A 21,195-nucleotide genomic window follows, 5' to 3' on the forward strand; every position below is an offset into this window, starting at 1 on the left:
CCGCGAGGAGAAGATGCGGGTTCTTGCGACCCGAGCCCGATGCCGGTGTTCTCTCCTGCGGTTTGTTTCCGCCAACTGGCGGTGTGCAGCACGTTGAGATGTGAGCCCGCTTTCCGGCAGGGGGCCCTGCTGTGTCCGGCCGCCCCGGTACGCTGCCCGGGCGAACAACGCTCGCTTGCGTAGGAGGAGAAGCGGCTGTGTCCGGCCCATCCATCGGACGGGGAGCCGTCGTCACCATCACTGACGGCCCGTTCATGACGCTGCAGGCAGTGATCACAGAGCCGATCGGCTCCATGCGGGCCAAGGCTCTGGTTGAGCTGTTCGGCCGCCGCGTCCCTGTGGATCTGCACTTCTCCGGCCCGGCGGACCGTCTTCTAGTGGCGGCGGTGCCGGACCGTTCCGACATCATCGCGAAGTATGCGGGCGCCACCCCCTGCTTCGGCGTGGTGGGACGCATCGCGTCCGGCAGGAACCGGGACCGCCACATCCGGGTCGACAAGATGTGTGACCTGCCGGGAGGGGAGGAGGACCCCGTGGAGGCCACAGGTGTCATGATCCGCATCGCCGACGACGTCGGCATGAGCGTCAATTGCACAAATGAGTGGGTAGAGGACTGGGCCGGTGTCGAGGAGACCTTCGAGCGCGATGGCCTCACGGTCGACTGGAGCTAGGCGGCGTCTCTCCGTTCAACGGCTACTGCGTGTCCGATCGCGATGAGCGCTCGCCTTGCCGAAGTACCAGCGCCTGGTTCAAAGGAGCGTGGCCTTGACGGTCCCGGTCACCAGGCGTCCTCCGCGTAGTGCCTGTCCGTACGCCGTCCATGACGGCTGATTCGCGTACAGGGTCCCGTGGTCGAGTTGGCCCACCAGCAGCGTCATCTCACCAGCCTCGGCGACCAGCGACCGCCAGGCGGCAGGGGCGGACATGCGGCCGTCTTCGAGCTGCCGGTGTCCGGGCCCGTCGACCTGGAGGGCATCGGCCGGGCCTTGTCGCACAAGCCAGCCGGGCGACTCCGGAGGGCGCTTGCCCAGGGCGAAGAACCGGTGCAGGCCCTGGTCGATGAGGAACCGCTGTACCGGTGAGATCGGCACATCGCCGGCTGAAGGGGACCGGACCAGTAGCGTGACGGACTCTTCCCAGGCCAACAGAAGGGCGGGTCGGTTGCCGCCGGGGGCGGGGACGGTGACGGCCCGGGAAACGAGGTCGGTACTCGTGGACATCCCCAGGCTTCCGCTGGGACAGCGGCGGACCACCTGAGGGGGTACGCACCGTTCGTGGACGGTGCTCAGCTGCGACATCTCGGGGCTGACAGAGAGGACCGCGATGCCCGGTTCGGTGGTCGCGTCGCTGACCGTGAGGCATGCGCCGCAGGTGTAGGTGCGGGTGCGGGCGTGTCGGCCCGCCTCGGCCTCTCCGATGTGTTCGAGGATCTCGCTGCTGACATGCACCGCCATCTGGCTCTCCTCGGGGGCGTGTTCCGGGGCTGGTGGCTTCTTGTTGCGTCCGCCCGTGCAGCGTATGGGCTCTCATGCGGTTCGGTTGGTGAGTTGAGGACTTCTTCCATGACGGCTCGGTCCCGGCCAGCAGTCCCTCGTCCATGCGGCGGCAGACGGCGCTCAGATCACCCTGTCCATCACTGGAAGAACGACCTCGAGCTCCCAAGGAAGCTGTCGTTCGATCCGTGAGGAAGGGGGTGTATCCGACGGGGGCCTCGCTCACCTGGCGGCCCGAGAAGAGCAAGGTCAGGTTGTGCGCGTTGGTCTTGATGCGTACGTCATGAGAAACGATCCCGATGGCCGTCGACCAGCGGCGGGTCGCTTCCGACTCGGGGAGAAGGGGCCGACCGGCCTTCGCCCTCCCCTTGTCCTCCCCTTGTCCTCGACTTGTCCTCGACGGGTTCCGGGGCGCGGTGTCGGCCGTCGGTGTCGCCGCCTACGGGTCCGGCGCGCGGTGGCCGCACGCACGTCGTAACCGGGTACCGATCAGTCAGTCACCCGGTCGGCGGCCGACCGGCGCGATAGCAGCGGGTCAGAGCCCGGCGGCCGAGAAGCACGGCGCCCAACCCCAGCGGGACGGCCACGATCGCGCCGACGAGTCCGTTGCCGGTGCCGGGACCGCCGCCGGCGGTGGCCAGGTGCAGCACCGCGAGAACCACGCCGACCGTTCCCACCGCGATGGCCGCCGACCCGCCGGCGCGGGCGTTTCCGGTGCTGATCCGGCGGCCGACGCGGGCCATGGACAGCCAGCCGATGGCCAGCCCGAGCGCCCCCGCTCCGAGGGCCAGGTTGGCGCCTGTTCGCCCGTCACCGACGACCCCACCCTCGGCAGCCGCCATCAGTGCTGCTGAAGCGCTCATACTGCTCTCCCTCTTCTCGCTTGCCGCTTCCGAAGTTCCATGTGCCGTTTGAGCATGCGCGTCGCTCTTCCCGCCTGTCGTCCAGCAGATGCAGGCACTTCCCCCTGCCGCCGCCGCGGGATCCGGATACCGCGGCGGCGGCAGACGGCGCGCCGGTACCGCGTACGCGGTAGCCAAGCGCTCGTCCACGAGCCGGACTCGCCCACAACCGCGTCCGGCTACGGTGCACCCATGAACAAAGGACGGTTCGCTGTCCCGGCCGGAGTCACCGACTGGGTGACCGCCTCGGGCGTGGCGGCGCTGCTGCTGAGCGCCGGGCTGTCCGGGCCGCATCCGTCCGGGGGGCCCGAGCTGCTCGGCTCCGTGCTGCTGGCGGCCGGCGGTCTGACGCTGGCCGCGCGCCGCCGGGCACCGCTCGTGGTCCTGGTCGTCACCGGGCTGTGTGCGGTGGGCTATCTGCGGGCCGGGTTCGAGGCGCTCGCCGTCTCGTACCTGGTCGCGGTCTACGGCGCAGTACGCGCCGGGCACCGGGTCAGCACGCTGGCCGTCTCCGTGGGCCTGTTGGCCGCGCTCCATCTCGTGGCCCTGGACCTTCATGCCGGGTCCTTGCGCGAGGTCGTGGCGCAGGCTCGGAACACCCTTGAACTCGCCTGGCTTGTCGCTGCGTACGCCGCAGGGGAGGCGGTGCGGCAGGCCGAACACCGGGCAGACGAAGCCGAGCGCACCCGGGAGGAGACCGCCAGGCGCCGGGCCGACGAGGAGCGGCTGCGCATCGCGCGGGAGCTCCACGACGCGCTCACCCACCAGGTCTCGGTCATCAAGGTGCAGTCGGAGGTTGCTGTCCATGTGGCCCGGCGCCGCGGCGAGCGGGTGCCGGAGGCCCTGCTCGCGATCCAGGGAGCCGGCCGGGAGGCGAGCCGGGAGCTGCGCGCGACCCTCGAGGCGCTGCGCGACGACGACACCACTCCGCCGCACGGACTCGGCCACATACCCGACATGGTGAAACGGTTCCAAGGGACCGGCTTGGACGCGACGCTGACGATAGAAGGACACCCGCACGACGTGCCCGCCGCGGTGAGCCGTACTGCGTACCGGATCGTTCAGGAATCCCTCACCAACGTCGTCCGGCACGCCGCGGCAACCACGGCCTCAGTGCTCATCGACCACCGGCCGGGCACGCTCGCCATCCGCGTCGACGACAACGGAAAGGCCACCTTGCATCCCGCACCGACGCCCGGGCTCGGGCTGCTCGGCATGCGCGAACGCGTCACGGCACTGGGAGGCCGCCTGCGCACCGAGCCGCGCAGCGCGGGCGGCTTCACTGTCCAGGCCGAACTCCCCACGAACGGAGCCTTGTGATCCGGGTCCTGCTGGTCGATGACCAGCCCCTCATCCGCAGCGGCTTCCGAGCGCTGCTCGACCTTGAGGACGACATCGAGGTGGTGGCCGAGGCCGCCGACGGCCAAGAGGGCTTGGCCCTCGTCAAGAAGCGGCTGCCCGACGTCGCTCTCATCGACATCCAGATGCCCCTCATGGACGGCATCGAGGCGACCCGGCGCATCGCCGCGGACCCGACCCTGGCCGACGTACACGTCGTCATACTGACCAACTACGGCATGGACGAGTACGTCTTCGACGCGCTGCGCGCCGGCGCCGCCGGCTTCCTGGTCAAGGACATCCTGCCGGAGGACTTCCTGCACGCCGTACGCGTCGCCGCCCGCGGTGATGCCCTGCTCGCGCCCACCATCACCCGCAAGCTCATCGATCGATACATCACCCAGCCACCGCCCGCCCGCATCGGCAGCGGGCCGGAGGAGCTGACCAGCCGCGAACGCGAGACGGTCGCCCTGGCCGCACGCGGTCTGTCCAACGACGAGATCGCCGACCGCCTGGTCATCAGCCCGGCGACCGCCAAGACCCACATCAACCGGGCCATGGCCAAGCTCCACGCCCGCGACCGCGCCCAGCTCGTGGTCCTCGCCTACGAAACCGGGCTGGTCACTCCGATCACTCCGCGCAGCTCCTGACGCCCGACCATCTCGGCGGCGACATGGCGTACTTCTCCCGCCGAAACCGCCGCCACCTGCGGCGAAGGCAGATCAAGAACACCATCCCCGAAGTCGAGCGAACCATCAACGCGTTGAAGGACTCGCGAGCGAACCATCAACGCGTTGAAGGACTCCCGTGCCACCACGGCCACGAGTTCGCCAAGCGCGGCTCCGTCTTCCGCGACATCGACACCGGCACCGGCACCGGCACCGGCACCGGCACCGGCACCGGCACCGGCACCGTCGCCTCGATCCGGCTCCGGCCTCGGCTCCGTCCATGATCTCCGCCGGATCTAGTCGCCGATCGTGCCGTCGAGCATCTCGCGCAGGATGTCCAGGTGGCCGTTGTGGCGGGCCGTCTCCTCGGTGAGGTGAAGGAGGATCCAGCGCAGGTCGACGTGGAGACCGTCGCGGACAGCTCGCTGGGCCTGCTTGTCCAGGTCGTTCCCGGCGACCAGCTCCCGGTAGCGGGCGCTCTGTTCCGCGTATTCGTCGAGCAACCGCGTGAGCGGGAAGTCGACAGCGATACGCATTTCGCGGTCGGGGTCCTCCTCGGTCCAGGGGCCCCCGTCTTCCTCTCCGAGGAAGACCACCTGGAACCAGTAGTACTCGACCCAGCGGAGGTGGTTGATCACTCCACTCATGGTCATCAGAGGGGAGCCCGGCAGGAGTGCCTTGCGGGCGTTCTCCGCAGAGACGCCCTCGCACTTGGCGCGGGCGGTGTCACGTGCGTAGTCGAGGAACGTGGTGAGCTGGGTGCGCTCGTCCCACGCGGGCGGCGTGTCGTCGATTCTGGTCATTGTGCGAAGCGTCCCCGATCACCGCGATCGATGTCGAGGTATTTGATGACGGACCCAACCTGCGGCTGCCCAGGCAGGCCGGAAGGCCGCTCATGGCACGGGTGCTGTCCGCCGCTTACACCCTCGCCGGCTACCTCACCCCTCCCATCTGACCGGCCAGGTGATCAGCCAGGAGTGAGGTCCTGAGGGGGCGCTGCGGCAGGGCATGCGAAGGCCTCGCTGACGCCGGGAAGGCACCGTCGGTGGTGTGAACGTGTGTGCTCCAACAGTTTTGCCTCGGCGGCGGGCTTCCGCTGCTTCGGCGAGCACGGCCGGCCGGGTGCGGCCGAGGCGCCACGGGCCGCACCCTCCTGGCCTGGTCAGCTGACTCGCCCTCCCGCCAGGCCCACCCTGCGTTAATGCTGTGATCGCTGCGTGGTGGTACGAGCGCTGACTGTCACATCACCCATCACCCGCCCGTTTGACATGCAACCAATCGGTTGCCAATGTGATGGGGGAGGGGATGGAACGGCATGGACGAGGTGTTCAAGGCGCTCGCGCACGCGAGTCGGAGGCGGCTGCTGGACCGGCTGAACGAGAGGGCTGGGCAGAGCCTGCTCGAACTGTGTGCGGGGCTGGAGATGACCCGGCAGGCGGTGTCCAAGCATCTGTCGGTGCTGGAGGACGCGGGCCTGATCACGGTGGTCCGGCACGGCCGGGAGAGGCTGCACTACCTCAATCCCGTGCCCCTCCACGATATGGCCGACCGCTGGATCGGCCAGTACGAGCGGGGTCGGATGGCCGCGCTCAGCAATTTGAAGCAGGCCCTGGAAGGAACGGCGATGAGCAAGCCCGAGTTCGTCTACACGATCTACATCCACACCACGCCCGAGAATCTCTGGGAGGGGCTCACCAGCCCGGAGTTCTTGAAGCAGTACCACGGTGGCTGGGCGCCCTCCTCCGACTGGAAGGTCGGTTCGAAGGTGCTGTGGCCGGTCGAGGAGGGCGGCGACCCGCAGGACCTCGGCCAGGTCGTCACCGAGGCGGAGCCCGGCAAGCGGCTCGCCTACACCTGGCACACGCTGCAGCCGATGCATCAGGAGATGTTCGGCATGAGCGACGCGGAGTTCGCCGAGGCGGCCAAGGAGCGCTCGAAGGTCACCTTCGACATCGAGCCCGCCGAGGAGCCGGAGCTGGGCGTGAAGCTGACCATCACCCACGACGGCTTCACCTCGGCCGACTCCAAGATGCTCGAGGGGGTCAGCGGCGGCTGGATCATGATGATGTCGGAGCTGAAGACGATTCTGGAGAAGGCCTGACCCTCTTCCCGGCGGGCCGCCGCCAGGGGATCGGCCGTCGCACATGCCCCTCTTCGAGGGCCTGATGGCTGACGTGTCGGTGTGGTGAGGGCGTGCGGTGTGTTCTTCCGTACGGCGGGAGGAGTCACGTGCCTGGTCGGGGGTCCAGCACAGGAACCATCTCGGGTCGCGGGGGGCCCGAGTGTGACTTCTGACCTGGACGCCCTTCTGGCGGCACCGATCCCCTTTGTCGACGCCAGGCTCGCTCACCTGTTCCACTGCCTGTCCCAGAAGCAATTCGAGCCCGTACTGGAGGAAGAATCGGGTCGGCCACGCGTCCGCCTCGATCGAACTGACGCCCGGCCTCAGGGCTTCAGCAGACCGCCGATCCACCAGTCGTGCGGCTTGCCGTCGTTGGCAATGCCGCGGTTACGTAGGGTCCCCTCGACGGTGAAGCCGAGCTTCTCGGCGACGGCTCGGGATCCGATGTTCCCGACCATGGCCCACCATTCGATGCGGTGAACGTCGAGGGTGGCCCAGCCCCAGTCGCACAGCGCCCGGGCGGCCTCGACCGAGTACCCGTGGCCACGCTGCGCTTTGACCGCCCAGTAGCCGATCTCCCAGACGCCCGGCATGACGACGAACAGACAATACGACCCGACCAGGGCGCCGCTGTCCTTACGGAAGGCCCCGAAGGTGTAGCTCTTGTCCGTGCTCCAACCCGCGGGCAACTCTTCACCGATGCGCTTCTCGGCGTCCGCACGCCGGTACGGCACCGGCACCGGCGTATAGAACTGGATCTCCTCGTCCTGGCAAGCCTCGTACACCGCATCCACGTCGGCGGAGGTGAAGGCTCTGAGCACCAGGCGGTCGGTCTCGAGAGTTACCGGATCCATTGCCGCAGTATGGACAGCATCCGCTGCGGTGGCGAGCGAATATCGACGGCGAACTGCCGACCTTGCAGGCCTCTGTCGGTGGGCAGGCCTTCTGCCGGTCACCGCCTACAGACGGTTCTTCCCTCGCTCACCGCCAGGGAACGGTGCACTTCACGGTTGCTGTGCTGGCGTCACAGTGGGTGAACTCAAGGAAGGCGACCCAAGCAGCGCGACTCGTCGGGCACGAGGGGCAGGTCAGGCGGAGGTGGGGGTACGGGACAAGGCGGTGCGCAGGGCGAAGGCGCCGAGCAGGCCGCCTGCGGTGAACCGCTGAGCGGCCATGACGCGGGGGCGGGCGGCCAGAAACCCCGAGACCCGTGCTGCAGCGAGCATGATCAGCGTGTTCACAGTGACCGCCACGATGATCTGCACACCACCAAGTTGGAGCAGCTGCGCCCAGGCCGGGCCTGCCTGCGGGTCCAGGAACTGGGGGAGCAGCGCAGCGTACATCAGAGCGATCTTGGGGTTGAGCAGGTTGGTCAGCAGCCCCATCGAGAACAGGCGGGCGTCGGAGATCGGGGGCAGGTCTTGAGCCGGGGCGAAAGGCGAGCGGCCGCCGGGCTTGAGCATGCCCCAGGCGAGGTAGGCCAGGTAGGCGGCTCCGGCGAGCTTGACCACGGTGAACGCCACCGGCACAGCGGCGAACAACGCGGACAGGCCCGCGACCGCGGCCAGCAGATAGCACAGGAATCCGACGGCGGTCCCACTGACGCTGATCAGACCCGCCCTACGGCCTTGGGTGATCGCGCGGGAGGCGAGGTGAACCATGTTCGGTCCCGGAGTCAGGGCCATGCCCAATTCGACCAGAGCCACCCCTCCCACCGCGGTCAGAGTGATCACCGGTCAACCTCCTGGTCGCTTCTGTGCACCGACACCTGAGAGTGGGGGAGCCGCCGACCCCGGGGGCCGTTGCGGAGCTGAGCTGTGTCAGCAGCATGACTCGCCTACTGCGGAATAGGTTACGCTCCTGCCGCTCGGGGCCTGCATGCACCCCGGGCCGACATTCTTGACCACGGCCCGGTGCGGCGAAGCTCAGCTGCGAAGTGTCCATGTTCGTCGACCAGGTCACTCGATGTCCCGTAGCTCCTGACCCAAGCTGGGCAGGTTGCTGTTGCCGGCCTGCACTGAGGTGAATCCGATGTCCGGAGCGAAGGGGTCAGTTGCAGTCGGACCCGTCTTCCAGCAGATGGTCGATGTGGCGTTGAAGGGTGGCCAGCGCGCCGGCCGATGAGTGGTGGCCTGCCAGGACGTGGACCGTGAGGCCGTCGGCCAGGGCGAGGAGCATGTGCGCTTCGCGGTCGGGGTCAAGGGTCTGGGGAAACTCCCTGGTGTCCTGGCCGTAGCGGATGATCCACGCAATGAGGTCGTGGAGCTTGGCATAGGTGTCGTGCAGGACGGCAGCCAGTTTCTCGCTGGCAGGGGCATGGGCGACGAAGGCCAGCCAGACGTGGGCCTGTGTCTTCGATGCATCGTCCAGCAGGGCGAGTTCGGCCAGGCTGTGGGACAGCAGGGTCGACGCGGCTTGAGGGGTGGACGTGGCAGCGATGCGCTGGTTGGCGCGTTCGCTGACGTACTGGGAGATGTGCTCCAGTGCGAAGAGCAGCATGTCCTCCTTGGTGCGGAAGCACCGCTGGACAGCTCCCATGGAAACGCCGGCCTGGGCGGCGACGTCGCGGAGGCTGACCGCATCCATGCCCGAGCGTGCGATCAGGGCGCAGACCGCCTCGGCGATCCGTCGGCGTCGGTCCTCGTAGTCGACCTGCCTGGGCACGGTTACTCCTCCTCGCGTTCTGATGCATTTGCATCGTATCCCGGATGGCTGCACGATGTGATGCGACCGCATCGGAACGGCGACGCGCGAACATCGAGAGGGAAAGCTCGTCATGGCGAATCAGTCCAAGAGGCCGGACAGCAGCACGAGTCAGGGGCTGCTGTGGCTGTTCGGAGCCATCCTTGTCATCCAGGGCTTCGGCTCGGCCATCACGGAGGCCGGATGGGATACGAGTTTTGGCGTCGCGGGCCTCATGCGGGCAGCCCACATGCCCGAGTGGACAACCCTCCTGGTGGGCATCGCGGGATCGGTCCTGCTGGGAATGGCGGCGCGCCGTCACCACGTGACACGGCGGGCGGACCACCATCCGTGAGAGGTCCGCAGGCCGACCGGCGAGCTGCGCTGCCTCCGGATATGGCTGCTGTGACAGCGGTGCCGGAGCCGTCCTGGACAGCCCCGTTCACCGGGCTGAGCCACCGAGTTGACGCCGTGCCGCGGCGAGGAATGCCCGACGGGAGCGCCAGCCAGGGGGCAGAAGAGGGGTCACAGGCCTGGAATGCGGTCGGGGTGCTGGTTGAAGGCGTGCACGATCTGCTGGTAGGCGGTGCCTCGGTCGTGCGGAGGACCGGACCGGGATCGATATTCGGTGTTCTGCCCACCCCCTGAGGAAGCAGGATGACGCCCATGGCTTTGACCACTCCCACGCTGCACACCCCTCGCCTGCGACTGCGACCCTTCACCGACGCCGAGGCGGGCCCCCTCTTCGCGCTGCACAGCAACACCCTGGTGATGCGCTATTGGGACTCACCGCCGTGGAGCGAACGGGCTCGCGCTGAGCGCTTCATCGCGATGTGCCGGAAGGTGGCGGACGAAGGCACCGGGGCGCGGCTGGCCATCGACCGTGCTTCTGACGGGGCCTTCATCGGATGGTGCCATCTGACCGAATGGGACTCGGTCCACCGCAGCGCGTCGTTGGGCTACTGCCTCGACGATGCCGTGTGGGGTCACGGCTACGCGACGGAGGCCGCGCGCGCTGTGCTGCAGTGGGCATTCGACACATTGGATCTGAATCGGGTTCAGGCCGAAACGGATACGCGCAACGTGGCATCTGCCCGGGTCCTGGAGAAGATCGGATTCGTGCGCGAGGGAACGTTGCGGGAAGAGTGCGTCGTGAACGGCGAGGTGTCCGACACGTGGGTGTTCGGATTGATCAGGCGGGAGTGGCGGCCGTCGACCGTGCCGATCCCTGCCCGTTGACAGGCCGCTTCGTCCGTTTCTGCGCCTCATGGTGGGCAAGGCGAGGAACTCGCGGAGTTCGCGCGCACGGAACGGCGGTGTGTCACCCAGGTATGTGGACGTGCCGATGGCGCGGGCGGTCTCGATCAGGCCCGAGAAGAGACCGTAGCGGCCGTGGCTGTGCACCGCCGGTGGCAGGCGCACGACCGATGAGCGCACGCCCTGTCGCGTCAGGACGATCACGCTGCTACCGGCGTCGATACGCGGACTGCCGGGCAGAGTGGTGTCCTCCGTGAGTACGCCGGGATGTCCTGCGAGGCGCCATCCCGCCCGCCGCTTTCGTACCGACGGTGGGATTGTTCGTGTCGGCCAGGGGCGCGCCGCTGGCCGGGACGGCTCGAAGGCCCGCTGAGACGGCGCCGACGAGATCACCAGTTCCCTGCTGCGCGTGATCGAACGCGAGGTGGATGACCTCGTCGGCCTCTCGCGCTGCGGCACTCAGAGCGTCGAGATCATCGAGAACGCCGCGCCGGACGTCGACGCTCAGCGTCTCCACGGGCGCGGCGGAGCGGTCCGACCGGGCGAGTCGGGTCTCGGTGTGCTGGCGGAATGTCGTTCGGGAATCACCGCGGAGGCGATGTGCCCGGAGGCGCCGGTGATACAACCCTTGGCCAGCACTGACGGTGACAGAGCTGATCAGTCATCGGGTGTACAGATAAACCTTCAGCCAGTTACCTTTAGCTGCGATCATGCTGTTGAGGTCGACGACTTTCCCTTTGCCGCAGGCCTTCCTGTAGAGGGTGTGTTCCTCGGCCACCAACCTGAGCCTGGCGCACTTGCCGTCCTTCTTCGTGTCCTTCAGCCTTCCATCCAGTACCACCCAGTCCTTGCCTTTGCAGCGGATCTCCCACACGGCCAAGGCGCCAGGGATCTCTGCCCTGTTCCTGTCCGGGCACTTGCCCAGCACGCCGACGGGCGCCTCCGCACGGTGGATGTCGGGCCCGCCCGCATGAGCAACAGTGATGCCTGAACCGAGGGTGCCGAGGGCGAGGAATGCGGTCGTGGTCGCGAATGCTGTCTTCCGCAGCATGTTCTCTCCTTCTCGGGTGCCGTTGGAGGGGCACGACGATCACCCCGTTACGGAACATGCTGTCTCGGCAGTCCGGTGCGCGACAGCTGTTTCGGGTCTCGCCGAAACACGTATTCCGGGCTGGATCTGAAGGTTGGTCTCTACCTGACCTTCGCCCAGTCCACCTGGACGACGACGAGGCAGCCTTGTGCCGATCGGACATCCTCAACATCGGCGACGCCCGGACCAAGCACGGATTGAGCTCTTTTTGGACGGCGGGTGACGAGAGCCGGCTCGATGTCTACTTCGCCACCGTGGAGTCGGCTCCCACCGCGAGTTGGATGCCGGGACGGTCGCCGTACGCCGCCGCGTGGACCGGACGCGGGTGTTGCGGACGCATATCAAGGGCAAGCGCGGGTTCAACGCGTATGACGGATGGTGTCGTCCGCTATGGAAACGGCCGGTGGCCGGGGCGTCCTCGGCTCAGGCGAAGGACGCCCCGGCCACCGGCGGGGACCGGGGACCGGGGATCGGGAACCGGAGCCGCGAGCCAGGAACCGGCGGTTGCCGGGCCGCTCAGGGCAGGATCGAGTCGACGTAGCCGCCGTCGACGCGCAGGGCGCCGCCGGTGGTCGCGGACGCGAAGGGCGAGGAGAGGTAGACGACCAGGTGGGCGATCTCCTCGGGCTCGATGAGGCGCTGGATCAGTGACTGCGGGCGGTGCTTGATCATGAACTCGCGCTGTGCCTCGTCCCAGGGCAGCTCGTCGCCGACCAGCTCACGGACGAAGCCCTCGACGCCGCCGGTGTGCGTCGGTCCGGCGATGACGGAGTTGACGGTCACGCCCGTGCCGGCCGCCTCCTTGGCGAAGCCGCGGCTGACGGCGAGCAGCGAGGTCTTGGTCATGCCGTAGTGGATCATCTCGGCAGGGACGACCACGGCCGAGTCGCTGGCGAGGTTGAGGATTCGGCCCCAGCCCCGTTCTGTCATGCCGGGCAGACAGGAGCGGATGAGCCGGACGGCGGAGAGGACGTTCACCTCGAAGTAGCGGCGCCACTCGGCGTCGTCGATCTCCAACGGGGCGGCGGAGCCGAAGATGCCCAGATTGTTGACCAGGATGTCGACCTCGGGGACGGCCTCCAGTACCGCCGCGGCGCCCTCCTCGGTCGCCAGGTCGCCCACGGCGGGGATGACCTCGTCGCTGCCGGAGTCGGCGCGCACCCGCTCCACCGCGTCCGTGACGCGCTCCGTGCCCCGGCCGTTGACGGCGACCCGGGCTCCGGAGCGGGCGAGGCCGACAGCGATGGCGTATCCGATGCCCTGGGTGGAGCCGGTGACCAGGGCGGTGCGGCCGGAAAGGTCGATCTGCACGATGGTTCCTCCTCGTCGAGGGTGTGTGGCGGTGCGTACATCGATACCGAGAGAGGTCGATGCCTCGGTACGTACGTCGATGCCGGTGCACGGCAGGTGCCCCGCGCGCCCGCCCCATGACGCGAGGGGCGGGGCGGGCGCTCGGGGCGTTCGGGGTGGTGGTCAGTTGAGGGTGTCGGGGTCCGGACCGGTGCGCAGCCCGCGGTCCAGGCCCGCGATGGCGGACATGTCGGCATCGCTCAGCTCGAAGCCGAAGACGTCGAGGTTCTGTCGGATGCGCTCGGAGGTGACGGACTTGGGGATCACGATGTTGCCGCTCTGCAGGTGCCAGCGCAGCACCACCTGCGCCGGGGACACGCCGTGCGATCCGGCGATCTTCACGATCGGCTCGTCCTTGAGGACCGCACCCTGGGCCAGCGGGCTCCACGCCTCGGTGGCGATGCCGTGCTCGGCGTGGAAGGCGCGCAGCTCGTTCTGCTGGAGCGCGGGGTGCAGCTCGATCTGGTTGACGGCCGGGGTGACACCGGTGCTGTCCTGGAGCCGCCGCAGGTCGGGGACCCGGAAGTTCGAGACGCCGATCGCGCGGGTGCGCCCGCTCGCCAGGATCTCCTCCAGCACCTTGTAGGTCTCCACATACAGATCACGGGCCGGGGTGGGCCAGTGGATCAGGTAGAGGTCGACGTAGTCGAGGCCGAGCTTGTCCAGGGAGGCGTCGAACGCGGCCAGGGCCTTGTCCTTGCCCTGGTCGTCGTTCCACAGCTTGGTCGTGATGAAGAGGTCCTCGCGGGGGAGGCCGGAGGCGCTGAGAGCCTGGCCGACGCCGCGCTCGTTGCCGTAGACCGCGGCGGTGTCGATGCTGCGGTAGCCGGCCGCGAGGGCGACGGCGACGGCGGGGGCGGTCTCCTCGTCGGGGACCTGGAAGACGCCGAAGCCGAGCTGCGGCATGACCACGCCGTTGTTGAGCGTCACGTTCGGGACGGAGGTCATGAGAGGGGCCTTTCGGTGGTGCTGGGGACTTGGGGAGTTGGGGTGCTGGGGGCTGGGGTACTGGTCGATGTCGGTCAGAGCGCCTGGAGGGCGGCCTGGGCGAATCCGTGGTCCTGCTCGGGGGCGCCACCGCCGAGCCCGAGGGCGCCGATGAGCTGACCGTCGCGGTGGACGGGCACCCCGCCCGCGATGAACAGCAGGGGCTTGTTCAGCGCGGTGGGCAGCGAGTGGAAGGGACCGTCCGGCTTGACCAGGTCGGCCACCTCGGCGGTCGGTGCGTTCAGTTGCAGGGCGGTGTAGGCCTTGGCCGTGCTGGTCTCGCCGGAGATGAGCACGGCGCGCTCATCGCGGCGGAATGCCAGCGGGTGGCCGCCGGCGTCGAGAACGGAGATGCTGACGGGAACTCCCGCCTCGTCGGCGGCGTGGCGGGCCGCTGCGATGAGGGTCTCGGCGTCGGCCGTGGTCAGCGGGGTCACGGTGGTGCTCATGGGTCACTTCCTACGGTGGGTGATGGACGTCCGCGTGTCGCGGCGGTCAGGAGCGGACGGCGCACGCCACGGCCGGAACGGAGCCGGAGTCGGCGGCCGGGGCGGCGGTCGTGGCGGAGGCGAGGTCCGCGGGTGCGAGGTCTGCGGCTTCGGCGCCGGGACCGGTGGGCTCGCGGTCGATGGGCTCGCGGTCGGTGGTCGTGCCGCGCCGCGGGACGGGCGCAGTTCCATCCGGCGCGCGACCACGGCCAGCACCAGCGCGGCGGCGGCCAGGACGGCGCCGACGGCGTTGGGTGCGGTGTAGCCGAGACCGGCGGAGATCACCATGCCGCCGAGCCAGGCGGACAGCGCGTTGCCCAGGTTGAAGGCGCCGATGTTGGCAGCCGAGGCCAGCGTGGGGGCGCCGTGGGCGTGGTCCAGGACCCGCTTCTGCAGCGGCGGTACGGTGGCGAAGCCGAGGGCGCCGATGAGGAAGACGGCCGCAACGGCCGCGACCTGGACGGAGGCCAGGAAGGTGAACAGCAGCAGGACCAGCGCCAGGCCGCCCAGGGCCGTGTAGAGCATCGGCATCAGCCTGCGGTCGGCGAACCGGCCGCCGATGAGATTGCCCGCCACCATGCCGAGCCCGAAGACCACCATCAGCCAGGTGACGGAGGACTCGGCGAAGCCGCCGACGTCGGTCATCATCGGTGCGATGTAGGTGATCGCGGCGAAAACGCCGCCGAAACCGAGCACGGTCATGGCCATGGCCAGCACGACCTGGGTGTTCTTGAAGGCGGCGACCTCGTGCCGCAGCCGCACGCCCTCCGGCTTGGGCATGTCGGGCACCAGTTTGGCGACGCCCGCCAGGCCGAGCACACCGAGCGCGGCGACGATCACGAAGGTCACCCGCCAGCCCGCGCTCTGCCCCACGAACGTGCCCAGGGGCACGCCGACGACGTTGGCCACGGTCAGGCCCGTGAACATCATCGAGATGGCGCCGGCCTTCTTCTCCGGCGCCACCAGTTCGGCGGCGACGACGGAGCCGATGCCGAAGAAGGCACCGTGGGCCAGCGAGGCCACCACCCGGCCGATCAGCATGACGGCGAAGACGGGGGCGACGGCGGAGATGAGATTGCCGAGGATGAACAGGCCCATGAGCAGCATGAGCATGTTCTTGCGGGAGATCTTGGTGCCCAGGACGGTCATGATCGGCGCGCCGATCATGACGCCGAGGGCGTAGCCGGTGACCAGGAGGCCGGCCGTGGGAACCGATACCCCGAGATCCGCGCCGACCTGGGGCAGCAGTCCCATGATCACGAATTCCGTGGTGCCGATTCCGAAAGCGCCTATGGCCAGGGCCAGCAGTGCGAGCGGCATGACAGGGGTCCTTTGACGGTGCAAGGGGGAGAGAGGGGACGGGCGGTGAGCCCGGGGCGGAAGGCGCGGTTGAAGGTGCGGTCCATGAAGGTGCGCTAGCGCCTTACGAGCGCCCACAATAATTGCACGCGCTGGATAATTGCAAACGCGGGTATAGTGGATCGAGTGATACGCCCGACAGTCCCCTGCCGGGTGCCTCACCACTGCTCGCAAGACCCGTCCGAGGGAGCTGTTCATGACCGCCACCGACCCGGCGATGACCGCACTGGCGCACAGCTGGTCGGCTCTCTCACTGCTGCACGGCCGCATCGAGAGCTGCGTCGAACGCGCGCTGCAGGCGGGGCACAAGCTGAGCGCCCGCGAGTACTCGCTGCTGGACGTGCTCAGCCGGCAGCACGACGGCGAGGGCGGCCACCTGCAGATGCGCCAGGTCGCCGACTCCGTCGTGCTCAGCCAGAGCGCCACCACACGGCTGGTGACGCGGCTGGAGGAGCGCGGTCTGCTCTCGCGCTATCTGTGCCCCACCGACCGCCGCGGCATCTACACGGATGTGACCGAGGCCGGCATACGTCTGCTGGACGAGGCCCGGCCCACCCACAACACCGCCCTGCGCAAGGCCCTGGACGAGGCAGCCGAGGACCCCGCACTCGCCCCGCTCGTCAAGGCCGTCCACGAGCTGCAGGGCCCCATCCACCCGGCGTGAGCCGGCGCCCGGGCGTCAGCGGGCGAATCCGCCCCGGGACCGGTGATCTCCACAATCGCGCCGCCCGGGTCGTCGAAGCACACGACCTCGGTGCCGAGCGCTTCTTCGGAGCGACCTCACCCGCGCGGAACGCGTAGTCGTCGCCGGGGAAGTCGTACCCGGCCTCCTTCATGCGTGCGTACATGGGCTGGTCCGCGGAGCGGGGCGGGGGACTCAGGGAGCCGGGGGCAGCGCTCGGAGAACCGTGCCCAGTGTGCGGGGCAGGCCGGTGTTCCCGCTCCTTCCGGTGCGGCGAGCGCGGGGACTTCGCCGAGCGGCAGGGAGTCGCCGGGGAGGGCGGCCACGCGTTTGATCACCCACTCCCGGCCCGCCAGAGCTTGCGCGTGCGCGGGCCCGGTGAGCGCCGGGAGGGACCAGCGTCCGTCCGGGTCGGGGCGCTCCGCGACCACGACGGTTCCGCGCCGGGGCGTGGGCCCGCGCCGTACGAGCACTCGGTCGCGGTCCTGGTAGACGGGCAGCATGCTGGCGCCGCGGACCGTGACGGACACCAGTCTGCCGCCCCGTAGCAGACCGAAAACGAGCAGCGCCAGGTCCCGTGCGGCGTGTGCGGCCGTTCGTGCAGGGCTCACTTGGTACCGCCTCGCGGGCCGGCTCCTGATAGCCGCTCGCCTGGAGCGTGCACAGACGGGCGTACTCGCCGTCCTGTGCATCAGCTCCTCGTGGCCGCCCTGTTCGACGACCCGTTCCTGGGCGAGGACCACGATGCGGTCCGCGTCCCGTACGGTGCCGAGCTGACCGGCTGGGTACGTCGAGGGGTCAGTCGATGAAGAAGTTCCAGAACGCTCCGACCTCCGTGTCCGAGGCCGCCAGGATGCCGAAGTCCGTGATGATGCCGTCCCGCTGCGCGTCCACCCCCGCGAAGCAGGAGAGGGAGAAGCCGTCGCGGTACCAGTGGGGGTCCGTGCCGCTGCTGAGGTCCTCGGCGTTGGTGGCGTACTCCGCGTCGGGGCCGAATCGGGCCAGGAGAGTGCGGGCCGCCGACCACAGTCGGCGCCGCCGTACCGGGTCGGGCGCGCCGGACGGCTGGGTGCCGCCGTGGGGCGTGGCGGTCCAGTGCAGCGCGGTCAGTTCGACCGCCGCCTCGTGGGTCAGCAGTTCCAGATGGTGGTCGAGGTGGTGCGGCTCCAGCCGGTCGAAGGGGTAGTACGGGGAGTGCCTGGTGCGCTGGAGCCAGCTGGTGTGGGTGTCGGGCAGCCAGCCGCGCGGATCGCGGGTGCGGAACTGGAGCACCGCTGCGGCGTCCACCAGCCAGTCCTCGTGCTGTCGGGGCCCCACGGCGGCCAGCGGGCAGCCCAAGACGACCAGCGCCTGCTGCCATTCCTGGCGCTCGGCAGCGGGGGACGATACAGGGCCGCACGGAAGCATGACGGCACCCTAACGGCGTGCCGGCAGCCGTCGGTTCGAGGGCGGCTCTTCCGCAGCCGACCGGCGTGCGACTGCCGGTTCGGTGCCTCCGGCGACGCCCGTCCGGGGGGCTGTCCGGCGGGATCTGGCCGCCTGGCTCACGTCCGGCGGGTGGCGTCGGTCTGCTCACGCAGGATGTCGCTGTGCCCGGCGTGGCGGGCGAATTCCTGGATCATGAGCAGATAGATCCATCGCAGGCTGACGGTGCCGAAGCCAGGGCGTTGCCGGGTGGCGTCGAGGTCGATTTCCGCGGCGATCGCTCGTGCGCGGTTTCCGGCGCGTTCGAATTCGGCGATGACATCGGCAACTGTTTCGTCGTCACTGACCTCGAAACTGGCTTCGCCCGCCATGGCACCGTCGCATTCGGCTTCCGGCAAACCTCCCAAGACGTGCTGGAACCACATCCTTTCTGCGAACGCAGCGTGTTTGACCAGTCCGATTGACGTCGTCATGGATGGGACGAGACGGCGGCGTGCCTCTGTTTCAGACAGGCCGTGCACGGTGTCGATCAGCTCGGCCCGCACGTGGTCGAGCATGTACTCCAGCATCTGGCGCTCGGGGCCGCCGGTGATACGAGTCGGATTGTTCACGGTGTGGGTGTCCTTTCGTGGGAAGCGGGGAGACTCATGGTCCGGTCGAGTGGACTGCCGGTGCGCCCGGTCGAACGTCCGCGACGAGGCGATGTGCTCGGCTTCGGTGCGGCGGGGGATACCGCCGGACCCGACGAGCCGACAAGAAGGCGGCGAAAATTCCGCTGGCCAGGGGCAAATGGGGGCCGAGCCGATCGGCTCGGTGTCGCACACGAATCGGATGCCGACTCGGATTCCTGGCCGAGAGGGGTGTCGTCGATGACGAGCGTCTGGGCCAGCGAGACGACGAGACCGGCACTGCCTCGGACTATCGCGTCCGGAGTGCCGCAGAGCTCTCGTTGAACTCAACTCTACCGCGCGAGGGAAGGCGAGTCCGTCCCGGTAGCCCCCTCGGCATCCGTCGGGGAAGGTGAAAGCGCGACTGGCTGTGGCGATGCTCCGAAGGAAGGGGCGAGTCCTGTCGGTCCCGGCGCGTCGCGTTGCCTGCGGCCTGCTGCAGTCTGTCCCCACCACCCCAGACCGGGTCAGGGACGAAGCCTGCCTCTCCGGCCTGGGTACCGACCGGGTCTCCCCAATGAGCGGTGTGCATCGTGAAGTTGCTGGTCATGGCTGTGGTGTGAGGGCAGGAGAACTACTCGCGCTGGTCGTCGGCTGGTGTCCACGACGAATCAGGTCAGAGGCCATGTGGCCATGCTGCGGGCTCGCCCTTGGTCCGCAGACGTCCCCGGGCCACGAGACGGCCGAGCCGTCGCTGTCGACTCGTAGAGCGGCAGCAGGTCCTAGACGTCACCGGTCTGCAGGGAGTCCATGAACACGGGCCCCACCTGCTGAGGTGTCTCGGCACGGTGCTGGGGGGTGAGGGCGACCTGCTTGTCGCCCCGGCCGGCCGCGGCAAGCAGGTCTGGCGGAGTGCGTATCAACGCGGGAGGGTCGGGGCCCGGTCTTGCGCTGTCACGCGGCGGGGCGTCCCGCGGGTGATCGTGGAGGAAGTCGATTCTCAGGCCGTGCAGATGGTCACACTGCTGGCGCGAAGGCCGTGATTGCCTCGACGAGATCGGCCGGAGCTTCCAGCGGGATCAGGTGACCCGTGTTCGGAATCACCGTGAAGTCGGCTCCGGAGAGGTAGGGCACCAGGTTGTCGACGAGCACGTCGACGGGCTCGACATGGTCGTTCTCTCCGGCGACGACGAGGGCGGGGACGCTGATCATGCGGGTGTGCTCGCAGACGTCCTCCGCGATGCCGCGCAGCGGCCACTCAGTGCGGGCCGCGTCGCAACTGGCCCGCGAGTCGGTCGCGATCTGCGACTTGATCGATTCGGGCAGTTCGGTCGCGGTGAGGATGTGATCCCGTGCGCCGGCGACGGACTCGTCGGAGTCGTAGGCGTGGGAAAGGCCTTCCCGGTACTCGGGAGTGATCTCTACGGCGGGCTTCGCCGGAGCGGAACCGACGAGGATGATCCCGCGGAGCCCGGCGGGCCGGGTCGCCGCTATGAGCTGTGCGATCTTGCCACCCATGGAATGTCCGACGAGGACGTGGTCGGTGACGCCCGCGTCGGCGATCACGGCGAGCGTGTCGTCGGCGAGTTGGCGGAGGGTGTAGGGGCCGGCCAGGTTGCTCGAGCGGCTCCACCCGCGGAAGTCGACAGCGAGCATGTCGCGTCCCGCGAGGCGGTCGACGACGAGGTCCCAGGTGCGGGCGGACCCACCCCAGTAGTGCAGAAACACAAGGGTCGGTCCGGTCCCCAGCCGATGGTCGTAAGCGGGCAGTAGCGACTGCTGCGTCGTGTTCATCGTGACTCTCTCGATCAAGGCTCTGAGGCGGTTGTTCTGTGTTCATCGAACCTCTTCCGCCGTGCCGGGGCATCGGCACGACTGGTCGCCTGATGGTGGAAACTGGACAGATGACCGTGATCCGGCAGATGACCTACCAGCCCGTCGGGCGCCGTGCCGCCACTGTCGAAACCATGACGTTCGACCGCCTTCGCGAGCTGAACGACGGCGGGACACAGCGTGCGGACTTCCACGTCCTCGCCGTGGTCGATGCCGGGCACGGATCCGTCACCGTGGACTTCCTCCGACACCCGCTCCAGGAGCGGTCCGCGGTGTGGATCGCTCCTGGGGCTGTGCACCGATGGGATGACATCGCCGGAGTGGCTGGGCACGTCGTGCTGTTCGTGCCGACCGCGCCGGTCACCCACGCCACCCGGGAGCTCGTCGCGTCCCCGGACCTGGTCGCACACTGGCGCATTCCCGACGCGGACTGGCCGTTCGTCGACACCGCGCGCGACCATCTCCTCCTCGAAGCATCCGCCCCACCCGGGGATATCTCGACGGAGCTGCCCGAGATCCTGCTCTCCGCGCTCATCGCCCGGCTACGGCCTCCCCACGCCGAAGCACGGTCGATCAATCCGGTGTTCCAGCTGTTCCGGTCCAGCGTCGACGCACACTTCCGGGAACATCACAACGTCGGCTACTACGCCCGGACACTGGGATACTCCCCCCGCACCCTCACAAGAGCGGTGCAGCAGGTCACCGGCCGCAGCGCGAAGGCGTACATCGTCGATCGGATCGTCCTGGAAGCCAAACGGCTCCTCGCACACGACCGCCTCACCGCGGCCGCCTGCGCCAACACGCTCGGCTTCCCCGACGCGTCCAACTTCTCGGTGTTCTTCCGGAAGGCGACAGGCATGCGCCCGGGCGCATGGCATGCGACGGTGGCCGCCGAGTGAGGGGGTGTACCT

Annotated in this window: 25 protein-coding genes and 2 pseudogenes; 10 read left to right on the forward strand and 17 right to left on the reverse strand. The window is 68.7% G+C overall.

Going from position 1 to position 21,195, the window contains the following annotated elements; genetic code table 11:
- The first annotated feature begins 254 nt into the window (after nt 1–254).
- A complete protein-coding gene (locus JW613_RS36745; protein ID WP_209210278.1) occupies nt 255–671 on the forward strand; it encodes a hypothetical protein in 417 nt (138 codons plus the stop codon).
- 78 nt (nt 672–749) lie between these two features.
- On the opposite strand, the gene JW613_RS09605 is transcribed toward JW613_RS36745, so the two are convergent.
- The 3 genes and pseudogenes from JW613_RS09605 to JW613_RS09610 form a co-directional block, all read right to left on the reverse strand.
- Nucleotides 750–1,454: a hypothetical protein gene (locus JW613_RS09605; RefSeq protein ID WP_209210279.1), complete on the reverse strand. Its 705-nt coding sequence runs from the start codon at nt 1,452–1,454 to the stop codon at nt 750–752.
- Between the two features lie 223 nt (nt 1,455–1,677).
- Nucleotides 1,678–1,845: pseudogene (locus tag JW613_RS37015) on the reverse strand (YxiG-like protein); the annotation flags it as partial.
- 145 nt (nt 1,846–1,990) lie between these two features.
- Nucleotides 1,991–2,356 (reverse strand): DUF6223 family protein, encoded by a 366-nt coding sequence (locus JW613_RS09610; RefSeq protein ID WP_245225251.1) that lies wholly within the window; start codon nt 2,354–2,356, stop codon nt 1,991–1,993.
- Nucleotides 2,357–2,587: 231 nt separating this feature from the next.
- On the opposite strand from JW613_RS09610, the gene JW613_RS09615 reads away from it, so the two are divergent.
- The 3 genes from JW613_RS09615 to JW613_RS36750 are packed head-to-tail and all read left to right on the forward strand — an operon-like array spanning nt 2,588 to nt 4,685.
- The gene (locus JW613_RS09615) at nt 2,588–3,715 is read left to right on the forward strand and encodes a sensor histidine kinase (protein WP_209210280.1); all 1,128 of its coding nucleotides are present in this window, start codon (nt 2,588–2,590) and stop codon (nt 3,713–3,715) included.
- On the forward strand, nt 3,712–4,383 hold the full coding sequence (locus JW613_RS09620; RefSeq protein WP_209210281.1) for a response regulator: 672 nt from the start codon (nt 3,712–3,714) through the stop codon (nt 4,381–4,383). The genes JW613_RS09615 and JW613_RS09620 overlap by 4 nt, the downstream gene beginning before the upstream one ends.
- Before the next feature lie 23 nt (nt 4,384–4,406).
- Nucleotides 4,407–4,685 (forward strand): hypothetical protein, encoded by a 279-nt coding sequence (locus JW613_RS36750; RefSeq protein ID WP_209210282.1) that lies wholly within the window; start codon nt 4,407–4,409, stop codon nt 4,683–4,685.
- A 12-nt stretch (nt 4,686–4,697) separates the two neighbouring features.
- Here the strand turns inward: JW613_RS36750 and JW613_RS09630 are convergent, their stop codons facing one another.
- Entirely contained in the window at nt 4,698–5,204 is a 507-nt protein-coding gene (locus tag JW613_RS09630; RefSeq protein WP_209210283.1) for a DinB family protein, read from the reverse strand.
- Between the two features lie 512 nt (nt 5,205–5,716).
- Between JW613_RS09630 and JW613_RS09635 the strand changes: the two genes are divergently transcribed.
- Nucleotides 5,717–6,502, forward strand: coding sequence for an ArsR/SmtB family transcription factor (locus JW613_RS09635; protein WP_209210284.1), 786 nt, complete (start codon nt 5,717–5,719; stop codon nt 6,500–6,502).
- Between the two features lie 344 nt (nt 6,503–6,846).
- Here JW613_RS09635 and JW613_RS09640 read toward each other — a convergent pair whose 3' ends face one another.
- The 3 genes from JW613_RS09640 to JW613_RS09650 all read right to left on the reverse strand — a co-directional run bounded on the left by JW613_RS09640 (nt 6,847) and on the right by JW613_RS09650 (nt 9,187).
- Nucleotides 6,847–7,377: a GNAT family N-acetyltransferase gene (locus JW613_RS09640; RefSeq protein ID WP_209210285.1), complete on the reverse strand. Its 531-nt coding sequence runs from the start codon at nt 7,375–7,377 to the stop codon at nt 6,847–6,849.
- Between the two features lie 234 nt (nt 7,378–7,611).
- A complete protein-coding gene (locus JW613_RS09645) occupies nt 7,612–8,256 on the reverse strand; it encodes a LysE family translocator (protein WP_209210286.1) in 645 nt (214 codons plus the stop codon).
- A 316-nt stretch (nt 8,257–8,572) separates the two neighbouring features.
- Nucleotides 8,573–9,187 (reverse strand): TetR/AcrR family transcriptional regulator, encoded by a 615-nt coding sequence (locus JW613_RS09650; protein ID WP_209210287.1) that lies wholly within the window; start codon nt 9,185–9,187, stop codon nt 8,573–8,575.
- A gap of 112 nt (nt 9,188–9,299) precedes the next feature.
- On the opposite strand from JW613_RS09650, the gene JW613_RS09655 reads away from it, so the two are divergent.
- Both JW613_RS09655 and JW613_RS09660 read left to right on the forward strand, forming a co-directional pair.
- Nucleotides 9,300–9,560, forward strand: a complete 261-nt coding sequence (locus JW613_RS09655; protein WP_209210288.1) for a hypothetical protein — start codon at nt 9,300–9,302, stop codon at nt 9,558–9,560.
- 311 nt (nt 9,561–9,871) lie between these two features.
- Complete coding sequence (locus JW613_RS09660) at nt 9,872–10,444, forward strand: GNAT family N-acetyltransferase (protein WP_209210289.1); 573 nt, start codon at nt 9,872–9,874, stop codon at nt 10,442–10,444.
- A gap of 679 nt (nt 10,445–11,123) precedes the next feature.
- On the opposite strand, the gene JW613_RS09665 is transcribed toward JW613_RS09660, so the two are convergent.
- The 5 genes and pseudogenes from JW613_RS09665 to JW613_RS09685 form a co-directional block, all read right to left on the reverse strand.
- Complete coding sequence (locus tag JW613_RS09665; RefSeq protein ID WP_209210290.1) at nt 11,124–11,513, reverse strand: hypothetical protein; 390 nt, start codon at nt 11,511–11,513, stop codon at nt 11,124–11,126.
- 555 nt (nt 11,514–12,068) lie between these two features.
- Nucleotides 12,069–12,863, reverse strand: coding sequence for an SDR family NAD(P)-dependent oxidoreductase (locus JW613_RS09670; RefSeq protein WP_209210291.1), 795 nt, complete (start codon nt 12,861–12,863; stop codon nt 12,069–12,071).
- 162 nt (nt 12,864–13,025) lie between these two features.
- Nucleotides 13,026–13,850, reverse strand: coding sequence for an aldo/keto reductase (locus tag JW613_RS09675; protein WP_209210292.1), 825 nt, complete (start codon nt 13,848–13,850; stop codon nt 13,026–13,028).
- 74 nt (nt 13,851–13,924) lie between these two features.
- Nucleotides 13,925–14,338, reverse strand: a complete 414-nt coding sequence (locus JW613_RS09680) for a GlcG/HbpS family heme-binding protein (RefSeq protein ID WP_209210293.1) — start codon at nt 14,336–14,338, stop codon at nt 13,925–13,927.
- A gap of 180 nt (nt 14,339–14,518) precedes the next feature.
- Nucleotides 14,519–15,697, reverse strand: a pseudogene (locus tag JW613_RS09685) (MFS transporter); the annotation flags it as partial.
- 235 nt (nt 15,698–15,932) lie between these two features.
- Here JW613_RS09685 and JW613_RS09690 point away from each other — a divergent pair.
- The gene (locus JW613_RS09690) at nt 15,933–16,400 is read left to right on the forward strand and encodes a MarR family winged helix-turn-helix transcriptional regulator (protein WP_209210295.1); all 468 of its coding nucleotides are present in this window, start codon (nt 15,933–15,935) and stop codon (nt 16,398–16,400) included.
- Nucleotides 16,401–16,516: 116 nt separating this feature from the next.
- Here JW613_RS09690 and JW613_RS09695 read toward each other — a convergent pair whose 3' ends face one another.
- Nucleotides 16,517–17,029, reverse strand: coding sequence for a S24/S26 family peptidase (locus JW613_RS09695; RefSeq protein WP_209210296.1), 513 nt, complete (start codon nt 17,027–17,029; stop codon nt 16,517–16,519).
- Nucleotides 17,030–17,104: 75 nt separating this feature from the next.
- Between JW613_RS09695 and JW613_RS36325 the strand changes: the two genes are divergently transcribed.
- Entirely contained in the window at nt 17,105–17,227 is a 123-nt protein-coding gene (locus JW613_RS36325) for a hypothetical protein (protein ID WP_280635132.1), read from the forward strand.
- Here JW613_RS36325 and JW613_RS09700 read toward each other — a convergent pair.
- From JW613_RS09700 to JW613_RS09715, 4 genes are all read right to left on the reverse strand, one after another.
- Nucleotides 17,217–17,825: a hypothetical protein gene (locus tag JW613_RS09700; RefSeq protein ID WP_209210297.1), complete on the reverse strand. Its 609-nt coding sequence runs from the start codon at nt 17,823–17,825 to the stop codon at nt 17,217–17,219. The genes JW613_RS36325 and JW613_RS09700 overlap by 11 nt on opposite strands.
- 137 nt (nt 17,826–17,962) lie before the next feature.
- The gene (locus tag JW613_RS09705) at nt 17,963–18,454 is read right to left on the reverse strand and encodes a DinB family protein (protein WP_307865847.1); all 492 of its coding nucleotides are present in this window, start codon (nt 18,452–18,454) and stop codon (nt 17,963–17,965) included.
- A 779-nt stretch (nt 18,455–19,233) separates the two neighbouring features.
- On the reverse strand, nt 19,234–19,374 hold the full coding sequence (locus JW613_RS09710) for a hypothetical protein (protein WP_209210298.1): 141 nt from the start codon (nt 19,372–19,374) through the stop codon (nt 19,234–19,236).
- 94 nt (nt 19,375–19,468) lie between these two features.
- Nucleotides 19,469–20,245 (reverse strand): alpha/beta fold hydrolase, encoded by a 777-nt coding sequence (locus JW613_RS09715; RefSeq protein WP_209210299.1) that lies wholly within the window; start codon nt 20,243–20,245, stop codon nt 19,469–19,471.
- 110 nt (nt 20,246–20,355) lie between these two features.
- Here JW613_RS09715 and JW613_RS09720 point away from each other — a divergent pair, with 110 nt between their 5' ends.
- Nucleotides 20,356–21,183, forward strand: coding sequence for a helix-turn-helix domain-containing protein (locus JW613_RS09720; RefSeq protein ID WP_209210300.1), 828 nt, complete (start codon nt 20,356–20,358; stop codon nt 21,181–21,183).
- The last annotated feature ends 12 nt before the right edge of the window (nt 21,184–21,195 follow it).

The organism is Streptomyces smyrnaeus (assembly GCF_017676345.1).
In the GTDB taxonomy this organism is placed as follows: Bacteria; Actinomycetota; Actinomycetes; order Streptomycetales; family Streptomycetaceae; genus Streptomyces; species Streptomyces smyrnaeus.

Coding starts and splice junctions, on each gene's coding strand:
- JW613_RS36745 (WP_209210278.1), top strand. CDS start 255: ATGACGCTGCAGGCAGTGATCACAGAGCCGATCGGCTCCATGCGGGCC.
- JW613_RS09605 (WP_209210279.1), bottom strand. CDS start 1,454: ATGGCGGTGCATGTCAGCAGCGAGATCCTCGAACACATCGGAGAGGCC.
- JW613_RS09610 (WP_245225251.1), bottom strand. CDS start 2,356: ATGAGCGCTTCAGCAGCACTGATGGCGGCTGCCGAGGGTGGGGTCGTC.
- JW613_RS09615 (WP_209210280.1), top strand. CDS start 2,588: ATGAACAAAGGACGGTTCGCTGTCCCGGCCGGAGTCACCGACTGGGTG.
- JW613_RS36750 (WP_209210282.1), top strand. CDS start 4,407: ATGGCGTACTTCTCCCGCCGAAACCGCCGCCACCTGCGGCGAAGGCAG.
- JW613_RS09630 (WP_209210283.1), bottom strand. CDS start 5,204: ATGACCAGAATCGACGACACGCCGCCCGCGTGGGACGAGCGCACCCAG.
- JW613_RS09635 (WP_209210284.1), top strand. CDS start 5,717: ATGGACGAGGTGTTCAAGGCGCTCGCGCACGCGAGTCGGAGGCGGCTG.
- JW613_RS09640 (WP_209210285.1), bottom strand. CDS start 7,377: ATGGATCCGGTAACTCTCGAGACCGACCGCCTGGTGCTCAGAGCCTTC.
- JW613_RS09655 (WP_209210288.1), top strand. CDS start 9,300: ATGGCGAATCAGTCCAAGAGGCCGGACAGCAGCACGAGTCAGGGGCTG.
- JW613_RS09660 (WP_209210289.1), top strand. CDS start 9,872: ATGGCTTTGACCACTCCCACGCTGCACACCCCTCGCCTGCGACTGCGA.
- JW613_RS09665 (WP_209210290.1), bottom strand. CDS start 11,513: ATGCTGCGGAAGACAGCATTCGCGACCACGACCGCATTCCTCGCCCTC.
- JW613_RS09675 (WP_209210292.1), bottom strand. CDS start 13,850: ATGACCTCCGTCCCGAACGTGACGCTCAACAACGGCGTGGTCATGCCG.
- JW613_RS09680 (WP_209210293.1), bottom strand. CDS start 14,338: ATGAGCACCACCGTGACCCCGCTGACCACGGCCGACGCCGAGACCCTC.
- JW613_RS09690 (WP_209210295.1), top strand. CDS start 15,933: ATGACCGCCACCGACCCGGCGATGACCGCACTGGCGCACAGCTGGTCG.
- JW613_RS09700 (WP_209210297.1), bottom strand. CDS start 17,825: ATGCTTCCGTGCGGCCCTGTATCGTCCCCCGCTGCCGAGCGCCAGGAA.
- JW613_RS09715 (WP_209210299.1), bottom strand. CDS start 20,245: ATGAACACGACGCAGCAGTCGCTACTGCCCGCTTACGACCATCGGCTG.
- JW613_RS09720 (WP_209210300.1), top strand. CDS start 20,356: ATGACCGTGATCCGGCAGATGACCTACCAGCCCGTCGGGCGCCGTGCC.